Source organism: Collimonas fungivorans, from assembly GCF_028292705.1.
Classification (GTDB): domain Bacteria; phylum Pseudomonadota; class Gammaproteobacteria; order Burkholderiales; family Burkholderiaceae_D; genus Collimonas; species Collimonas fungivorans_B.
Window position 1 is genome coordinate 1 of sequence record NZ_JAQGLV010000295.1, and the last position, 7,926, is coordinate 7,926.

Here is a 7,926-nt window from a genome sequence, read left to right on the forward strand (position 1 = left end):
GGCAATCGAGCGGATGGTCGGAAATGTACAGTTCCATCACGCCGCGCCGGATGTCGGCCAGCTTGGACGTCTGCGTCTTGACCTTCATGCCCGGTTCGCACGGCGTGGTGCAAGATGCCGGATAACCTTTCTTGCCGTCGATTTCCACCAGGCACAGGCGGCAGGAGCCGAACGGCTCAAGGCTGTCGGTGGCGCATAATTTGGGTACGTTGATGCCGGCTTCCACAGCCGCGCGCATCACCGAGGTGCCGACAGCCACTTCGACGCTGACGCCGTCGATTTCCAGGGTTACCGATTTTTCGGATTGCTTGGCAGGCGTACCGTAGTCGAGGTCATTAAGCTGATTCATCACATGCTCCTGGTTCCAGTGGAACGTGGGTGGTGTTTATCTAAATGGCGGTCAGGCGGCCTTGTCGATTGCGCCGCCGGTGAAATCTTCGGGAAAATGATCGAGCGCCGACAACACCGGCAGCGGCGTCATGCTGCCCATCGCGCACAAGGAGCCGTTAACCATGGTGTCGCACAGGTCGCGCAGCAAATGAATCTGCTGACTTTGGCCGGCAACGATCTTGTCGATCACTTCCACGCCGCGGGTCGAACCGATGCGGCAAGGCGTGCATTTGCCGCAGGATTCGACCGCGCAAAACTCCATCGCGTAGCGCGCCTGTTTCGCCATGTCGACGCTGTCGTCGAACACCACGATGCCGCCGTGGCCCAGCATGCCGCCGACAGCGGCGAAGGCTTCGTAATCGAGCTTGGTGTCGAACAGCGATTCCGGCAGGTAGGGTCCCAGCGGACCGCCGACCTGCACCGCGCGTATCGGCTTGCCGCTGGCGGTGCCGCCGCCGAAATCGAACAGCAATTCGCGCAAGGTGACGCCAAACGCTTTTTCAACCAGGCCGCCATGGCGGATATTGCCTGCGAGTTGCATCGGCAAGGTGCCGAGCGAACGTCCCATGCCGTAATTTTTGTAAAAGGCGGCGCCGCGCGCCAGGATGATCGGAACCGAGGCCAGCGAGATCACATTGTTGATGACCGTCGGTTTGCCGAACAGGCCTTCGATCGCCGGCAGCGGCGGCTTGGCGCGCACCACGCCGCGCTTGCCTTCCAGGCTTTCCAGCAAGGCGGTTTCTTCGCCGCAGATGTAGGCGCCGGCGCCCTTGCGTACTTCCAGATGGAAAACATGGCCGGAACCAAGGATATTCTCGCCCAGGTAATTGCGGCTGTTCGCCGTAATGATCGCCTGGTCCAGCGCCGCAATCGCATGCGGATATTCCGAGCGGACATAGATGTAGCCGCGGGTCGCGCCAACCGCCAGCGCCGCAATCGTCATGCCTTCGATCAGCACGAAAGGATCGTCCTCCATCACCATGCGGTCGGAAAACGTGCCGGAGTCGCCTTCGTCGGCATTGCAGACGATGTATTTTTGCTGGCTTTGCGCGCCCAGCACCGTCTTCCATTTGATGCCGGTCGGGAAGGCTGCGCCGCCGCGGCCGCGCAGGCCGGACTCCAGCACTTCCTGCACGATGTCGGCGCTTTGCATGGCCAGGGCTTTTTGCAAACCTTGGTAACCTTCATGCGCCAGGTAATCGTCCAGCGACAGCGGATCGGTAATGCCTACGCGCGCAAAGGTCAGGCGTTCCTGCTTCTTCAAATAGGGAATTTCATCAACCTGCCCCAAAGCCAGGCGATGCTGGCCGCCAGCCAGGAAATCGGCGTCGAACAGGCCCGCAACGTCGTCCGGCTCGACCGGCCCGTAACCGACACGGCCGGCGGCGGTGGCCACCTCAACCAGCGGCTCTAGCCAGAACATGCCGCGCGAACCGTTGCGCACCAGGGTGATTTCCAGTCCGCGCTGCTGCGCCTGTTCCACGATCGCCGCGGCGACCTGTTCGGCGCCCAGCGCCAGCGCCGTGGAGTCGCGCGGTACGTAGATGGTGATGCTCATGCTACACCTCGCTTGGCGCGCACCAGCCTGTTGAACTTGTCGCTGCTGACGCGCGCATGCAGGTCGTCGTCGATCAGCATGCTCGGACCGCAGGCGCACTGGCCCAGGCAGTACACCGGCTCCAGCGTGAACTGGCCGTCGCTGCTGGTGCCGTGGAAATCGCAGCCGAGGGCCGCCTTGGCGTGCGCCGCCAGCGCGTCCGCACCGACTGCCTGGCAGGCTTCGGCGCGGCATAGCTGCACGATATGGCGCCCCGCCGGCTGCTGGCGGAAATGATGGTAAAAGCTGATCACGCCATGCACTTCGGCGCGCGACAGGTTCAACTGCTCGGCGATCAAGGGCACCGCCGACGACGGTACATAGCCGAGCGCATCCTGGATGGCATGCAAGACCGGCAGCATGGCGCCGGGCATGGCCTGGTATTTTTGGATAATGGATTTGACCTGGTCCAGGTCGACGGGCGGTTCCGACGGAACTGCTTTTGAAACTTGGGAACTTGGCTCGATTTGCATCTTCACGACAGTCTCCTACCGGTATTCGGTACTACAAAAGGTGCGCAGATTGGATGTTCTTGTTATGAAACCATGCACCTTGATCGGCGCACTACGGTGCGTCCTGCATCTCTGTTACTTTTTTCTAAAACGTCTTGCTGCCGTAGGGTGGGCACTTGTGCCCACCCTACTTCATTCAACTACTTGAACAATACTGCAGATTTCTGCAGGGTGATCGAGATCCCCCATACCAGCGGAATAACCACTGCCGCCCACGACAACCATAACACCAGCGGGCTGCCGCCGCTGCCAATACGCGCCATGTCTTCGGCTGAAACCGTCACATCCGGATTGGCCGAAGCCTGTTCATGCGCCAGTTTCTTTTCACGCGCCAGTTCTTCCGGCGTCATGAAGTGCTTTTCGGCAATCGGCTTGATCATCAGGTTGCACAGCAAGCCGACTACCAGGAAACCGGCCAGGATATACATCGTGGTGTTGTAGACCGATTCGCGCGGCATGCCCAGCGAGATCTGGTATTCGCGCATGTAGTTCACCACCACCGGGCCGAGAATGCCGGCAGTCGCCCACGCCGTCAGCAGGCGGCCGTGGATCGCGCCCACCATCTGGGTGCCGAACAGGTCAGCCAGATAGGCCGGCACGGTGGCGAAGCCGCCGCCGTACATCGACAGGATCAGGCACACCGCAGTCACGAACAAGGCCACGCTGCCGGCCGCACCCGACCAAGGCAGGCTCACATACAGGATGAAGCCGAGCACAAAGAACACCACATAAGTCATCTTGCGTCCGATGTAGTCCGAGCAGGAAGCCCAGACGAAACGGCCGCCGATATTGAACAGGCTGATCAGGCCGGTAAAGCCGGCGGCAATCGCTGCAATCGCGCCTTTTTGCTCCAGCGACAGTTCGGTAAACTTGGTGCCGACGCCGAGCAGATGGCCGCCGAACACTTCCTGCAACATAGGCGAAGCCATGCCAATCACGCCGATGCCGGCCGACACGTTCAGGCACAGCACCAGCCAAACCAGCCAGAACTGCGGGATGCCCCACACCTTGCTGACGTGCACGTGGTGCTGGGTGATCATCGCATTGCCGTTGGCGGCAGGCGGCGTCCAGCCGGCCGGTTTCCAGCCGCTAGGCGGGATCCGGTAGCCGAAGGCGCCAGCCATCATGAACACGAAGTAGATCAGGGCCATGACGACGAAGGTCTGCCAGACGCCGACCGACACATCGGATGCGAAATGCTTCATCAGCTTGTCCGCCAGCGGGCTGCCGATCAGCGCGCCGCCGCCGAAGCCCATGATCGCCATGCCGGTCGCCATGCCGCGACGGTCAGGGAACCACTTGATCAGGGTCGACACCGGCGAGATATAACCCAGCCCGAGGCCGACGCCGCCGATCAGGCCGGAGCCTATCCACATCAGCCAGATCTGGTGGTGGTAGACTCCGAATGCCGAAATCAGCAAACCGCCGCACCAGCACAAGGCCGCCACAAAACCTGCCTTGCGCGGACCGACGTGTTCCAGCCAGCCGCCCCAGATCGCTGCCGATGTTCCCAAAAGGACGAAGAACATGGTGTAGATCCAGCCCAGCATCGAAATCTTCCAGTCGCAAGTACTGGCGAATATTTCGGCAAAGAAACTCATATCCTTGGAACAGGCCAGCGACTCCTTGATCCCGATCGCCTTCGACAGCGGCAGCCAGAACACGGAAAAGCCGTAAGCCATGCCGATACACAAATGAATTGCCAGCGCCGCAGGCGGCACCAGCCAACGGTTGAAACCGGGACCTGCAATGGTCCGCTCTTTATCTAAAAATCCCACTTTTCCCCCCGGAAATTAAAAAAGCTTATATGTACCATAGGTAATTACTTACATATAGTTTTATATGAAAAATATTTTCGTTATACGTATTTTCCCCTATATTCCCATCAGCATATATGAAAAATATCACTGGCAGCGAAGGCACTCAATAGGCTATATTTTGCATAATGTATAAAGTCAAAATCAAGCCGCACTGGGAAATCTCGCGCGACACTGAACCGCCCCTGGATACCGCCGTGCTGTTGGCCCTGCTCACCGCTATCCAGGAGACCGGTTCCATCGCCAATGCCGCCAAGCAGACAGGCAATTCGTACCGTCATGCCTGGGGCTTGCTGCGCGATGCCGAGCGGATGTTCGGCCATCCGCTGATCAGCACCGGCCGCGGCCGCGGCAGCCGCTTGCTGCCGCTGGCGGAAAAACTGATCTGGGCCGACCGCCGCATCGCCGCGCGCTTGTCGCCGACGCTGGAAACCCTGGCCTCCGAGCTGGAAGGCGAGCTGAGCAAGACGGTGAGCGGCCAGCCGCAGGTGATCCGCCTTAACGCCAGTCACGGTTTTGCCGTCGCCGCGCTGCTGAACCAGCTGAACGACCGCCGCTTGCCGGTAGAGCTGCGCTACCGCAACAGCGCCGATGCCGTGGCGGCGCTGGCGCGGCAAGAATGCGACCTGGCCGGCTTTCACGTGCCTCTGGGAGAGTTTGAAGATGCGTCGGTGGCCAGCTATAGCCATTGGCTGAACAAAGACAAGCATTGCCTGATCCACCTGGCGGTCCGCAACCAGGGCTTGATGGTGGCGCCGGGCAATCCGAAAAACATCGCCGGCCTGCCTGACCTGAGCCGCGAGGGCGTGCTGTTCGTCAATCGCCAGACCGGTTCCGGCACCCGCATGCTGCTGGAGCTGATGCTGTCCCGGCAAGCGCTGTCGCCGACCGCCATCGAAGGCTTCGAGACTGCCGAATTCACGCATTCGGCGATTGCCGCCTTTATCGCCAGCGGCATGGCCGACGTCGGCTTCGGCGTGCAGACCGCCGCCCACCGTTTCGGCCTGGATTTCATCCCGCTGGTGCGCGAACGTTATTTCTTTGCCGTCTCCAGCGCCGCCATGAAAGACCCGCTGATGCAGCAGGTCATCGCCATCCTGCAATCGGCCTCGTTCCGCGACATAGTCAACCAGCTCAACGGCTACGACGGCAGCGCCACCGGCGAGATCCTGTCGCTGTCGGAAGCATTCGCTGGACATTAAAGCAGCTACACCTGGCGATACTGGTCAGCTGGTATCGCCCAGCTCCTTGCTGCGATTGGTTGCGGCCTTGACTGCGCGGGCAATCACGGCGCAGAAATCATCCTGCTGCAGCCTGTTCAGGCCGGCGAATGTCGTTCCGCCTTTCGATGTTACCCGTTCACGCAATAGCGCCACCTCATCATCCGATTGCAACGCCAGTTGCGCAGCACCGGCGACGGTTTCCAACGCCAGCAATTTGCTCTCCGTGGCGTTCAGCCCGACTTCCAGAGCAGCTTTTTGCAGTGCTTCGATAAAATAAAAAACAAAAGCCGGGCCGCTGCCAGAGACACCGGTGACTGCGTCCAACGACTGTTCTGCTTTCAGCCATAAGGTTTTGCCGACGGATCCCATTATTGTATCGGCATGCAGCTGTTGCTCCGCGCTCGCCCCAGGCATCGCAAACATCCCAGTCATGCCACGTCCGATCAATGCCGGCATATTCGGCATGGCTCGCACTATCGCGGTATAGCCCAGCAGCCCGGCAGACAATTCCGCAGTGCGAATACCGGCCGCGATGGAAATCACCAATTGGTGCTGGAGTAGTGCGGCGACATCCTGCAATACTGGCGTCATTTGCTGCGGTTTGACTGCCAGAATGAGGATATCGCAGTCTGCAACTGCGTTGGCGACACTACAGTCAACTGTCACCCCAAACTGCTGCGACAGCTGTTGCAACGTCTGCGGATTGACATCTATGACGCTGATATATGCCGCAGGTGTAAAGCGACCCACGAGTCCGTTGATCAACGCAGCCGCCATATTGCCGCCGCCGATGAAGGTAACGCGGAGCTGCTGCCGGATGGTCATCGCCTACTTCCTTTGCACCGAAATGGCACGGGCCGCCGACATCACCAGATTGGCGTAACGGCTTTCATCGCTATCGGCGCCCCAGCGCGCTTTTGTGACTGCGACATTGACGGCGCCGACACCGCGGCCACGGGCATCCTTGACTGCGGCTGCGGTAGATACGTCACCGAGAAAATACTCTTCCTTGATGTGGGCATATCCTTGTTCGCGAAAGGTGGCAAGCCGCAGCTTGATTTTTTTCGGATCGACGACCGTGAACGGGGTATGTTGCCGCAGCTCCGACGCGCCCAATATCGCGTCGACTTCTTCATCGCTCATGGTTGACAACAATGCCAGTCCGGAAGCGGTGCAATAGGCCGGAATGCGAGTGCCGGTGACCACGGTCGGATTCAACACATGACGACTGACGATACGCTGGACGAAAACCACGTCGGTGCCGTCAAGTATCGTCAGATTGGTGGTTTCCTCGGTTTCCTGGCTCAACTGTTGCAGATAAGGTGTCGCCCGGGTGACCAACTCGCTGGATGACAGATAGTGATAGGCGAAATCGAGTAATTTCGGCGACAGCTCATATTTGCGGCTTTCTTCGTCCTTGTTCAGGTAACCCAGGACTGTCAGCGTGTACGTGAAGCGTTGCGCCGCGCTGAGATCGAAGCCGGTGAGCGCAGCAATTTGCGACAATGACAGTTGCCGCTGCTGGCCATCGAACGCCATCAGAACCCGCATCCCCTTTTCTACCGAATTCACGTATAGCGGGGAATCCATGGCGCTGGCGCTCGTGTCGGCGACTGCTACGGTTGCACTGGCGCCGGCTTTCGCCGACGCCGTTTCCTTTCCTGCTTTTTTCTTACGTGGTCCGACAACCTTGCCTGCGTCTGCGCTCATAGAGTCAATCGCCGTCTGCCTGGCAGGCCGGCCTTTTAGTTGAGGAAAAGGTCTATTATCGCTGCTCATTGGATTTTTGCGCTATCGGGAATATCGCGCCCTTGCTTGTCGAGGATGGCTAAGGACGACTGGCTGCGACGGTCCCATGCCAATTCAACGCCACGTGGCAGCAAATGCTTCTTAATACGTTCACTCAATGTCAATTCGAACGCCTCGATTTTCAGAAAATAGCGTGGTATCTGGTAGCTGGCAAGCCTGGACTGCGCCCACTCTGCCAGTTCGCTGAACGAGACGTCGCAGCCAGGCTTGCATTGCACGTACAGCATGATTTCCTGTTCGCCGATAGTGCTGTCGATGCCGACGGCAGCGGCAGCGGCCACCGCCGGGTGGGTAACAAAAACCCGTTCTATTTCCCATGCCGATACGTTTTCTCCGCGTACGCGCATGCTATCGGTGCGACGACCGACAAAATACAAATCCCCTTCCGGATCCATGCGCGCAGAATCGCCTGTGTACAACTTCCCGTCCCGGACCGCAGCCGCGCTTGCTTCCGGATTGTCCAGGTATTGCGGCAAAAAGGCGCCATCGATCATGCTCGACACCACGATTTGTCCAATATCGCCGATGGCTACCGGCTGATCATGATCATCCAGCAGTTCGACCTTGAGCCAAGGCAG

At 59.4% G+C, this 7,926-nt stretch carries 7 protein-coding genes and 1 pseudogene; 1 reads left to right on the plus strand and 7 read right to left on the minus strand.

Annotated elements, in window-relative coordinates:
- The 4 genes from JWQ61_RS16465 to JWQ61_RS16480 all read right to left on the minus strand — a co-directional run.
- A partial coding sequence (locus JWQ61_RS16465; protein WP_304361478.1) for a 2Fe-2S iron-sulfur cluster-binding protein occupies nt 1–349 on the minus strand: 349 nt, incomplete at its 3' end.
- Nucleotides 350–400: 51 nt separating this feature from the next.
- On the minus strand, nt 401–1,948 hold the full coding sequence (locus tag JWQ61_RS16470) for an NADH-quinone oxidoreductase subunit NuoF (RefSeq protein ID WP_304361479.1): 1,548 nt from the start codon (nt 1,946–1,948) through the stop codon (nt 401–403).
- Nucleotides 1,945–2,460 carry a formate dehydrogenase subunit gamma gene (locus JWQ61_RS16475; protein ID WP_304361483.1) on the minus strand — a complete coding sequence of 172 codons (516 nt, stop codon included), beginning with the start codon at nt 2,458–2,460 and terminating at the stop codon, nt 1,945–1,947. The genes JWQ61_RS16470 and JWQ61_RS16475 overlap by 4 nt, the downstream gene beginning before the upstream one ends.
- A 179-nt stretch (nt 2,461–2,639) precedes the next feature.
- Complete coding sequence (locus tag JWQ61_RS16480) at nt 2,640–4,277, minus strand: OFA family MFS transporter (protein WP_061539059.1); 1,638 nt, start codon at nt 4,275–4,277, stop codon at nt 2,640–2,642.
- 167 nt (nt 4,278–4,444) lie between these two features.
- Between JWQ61_RS16480 and JWQ61_RS16485 the strand changes: the two genes are divergently transcribed.
- Nucleotides 4,445–5,518 carry a substrate-binding domain-containing protein gene (locus JWQ61_RS16485; protein ID WP_304361480.1) on the plus strand — a complete coding sequence of 358 codons (1,074 nt, stop codon included), beginning with the start codon at nt 4,445–4,447 and terminating at the stop codon, nt 5,516–5,518.
- A 24-nt stretch (nt 5,519–5,542) separates the two neighbouring features.
- Here JWQ61_RS16485 and proC read toward each other — a convergent pair whose 3' ends face one another.
- From proC to JWQ61_RS16500, 3 genes and pseudogenes are all read right to left on the minus strand, one after another.
- Nucleotides 5,543–6,364, minus strand: a complete 822-nt coding sequence (gene proC, locus JWQ61_RS16490) for a pyrroline-5-carboxylate reductase (protein WP_304361481.1) — start codon at nt 6,362–6,364, stop codon at nt 5,543–5,545.
- Nucleotides 6,365–6,367: 3 nt separating this feature from the next.
- On the minus strand, nt 6,368–7,129 hold the full coding sequence (locus JWQ61_RS16495) for an IclR family transcriptional regulator (protein WP_304361484.1): 762 nt from the start codon (nt 7,127–7,129) through the stop codon (nt 6,368–6,370).
- Nucleotides 7,130–7,314: 185 nt separating this feature from the next.
- Nucleotides 7,315–7,926 (minus strand): annotated as a pseudogene (locus JWQ61_RS16500) (AMP-binding protein); the annotation flags it as partial.

Excerpts from the sequence above, each read along its gene's own strand:
- JWQ61_RS16485 (WP_304361480.1), top strand. The coding sequence starts at position 4,445 with ATGTATAAAGTCAAAATCAAGCCGCACTGGGAAATCTCGCGCGACACT.
- proC (WP_304361481.1), bottom strand. The coding sequence starts at position 6,364 with ATGACCATCCGGCAGCAGCTCCGCGTTACCTTCATCGGCGGCGGCAAT.
- JWQ61_RS16495 (WP_304361484.1), bottom strand. The coding sequence starts at position 7,129 with ATGGATTCCCCGCTATACGTGAATTCGGTAGAAAAGGGGATGCGGGTT.
- JWQ61_RS16470 (WP_304361479.1), bottom strand. The coding sequence starts at position 1,948 with ATGAGCATCACCATCTACGTACCGCGCGACTCCACGGCGCTGGCGCTG.
- JWQ61_RS16475 (WP_304361483.1), bottom strand. The coding sequence starts at position 2,460 with ATGCAAATCGAGCCAAGTTCCCAAGTTTCAAAAGCAGTTCCGTCGGAA.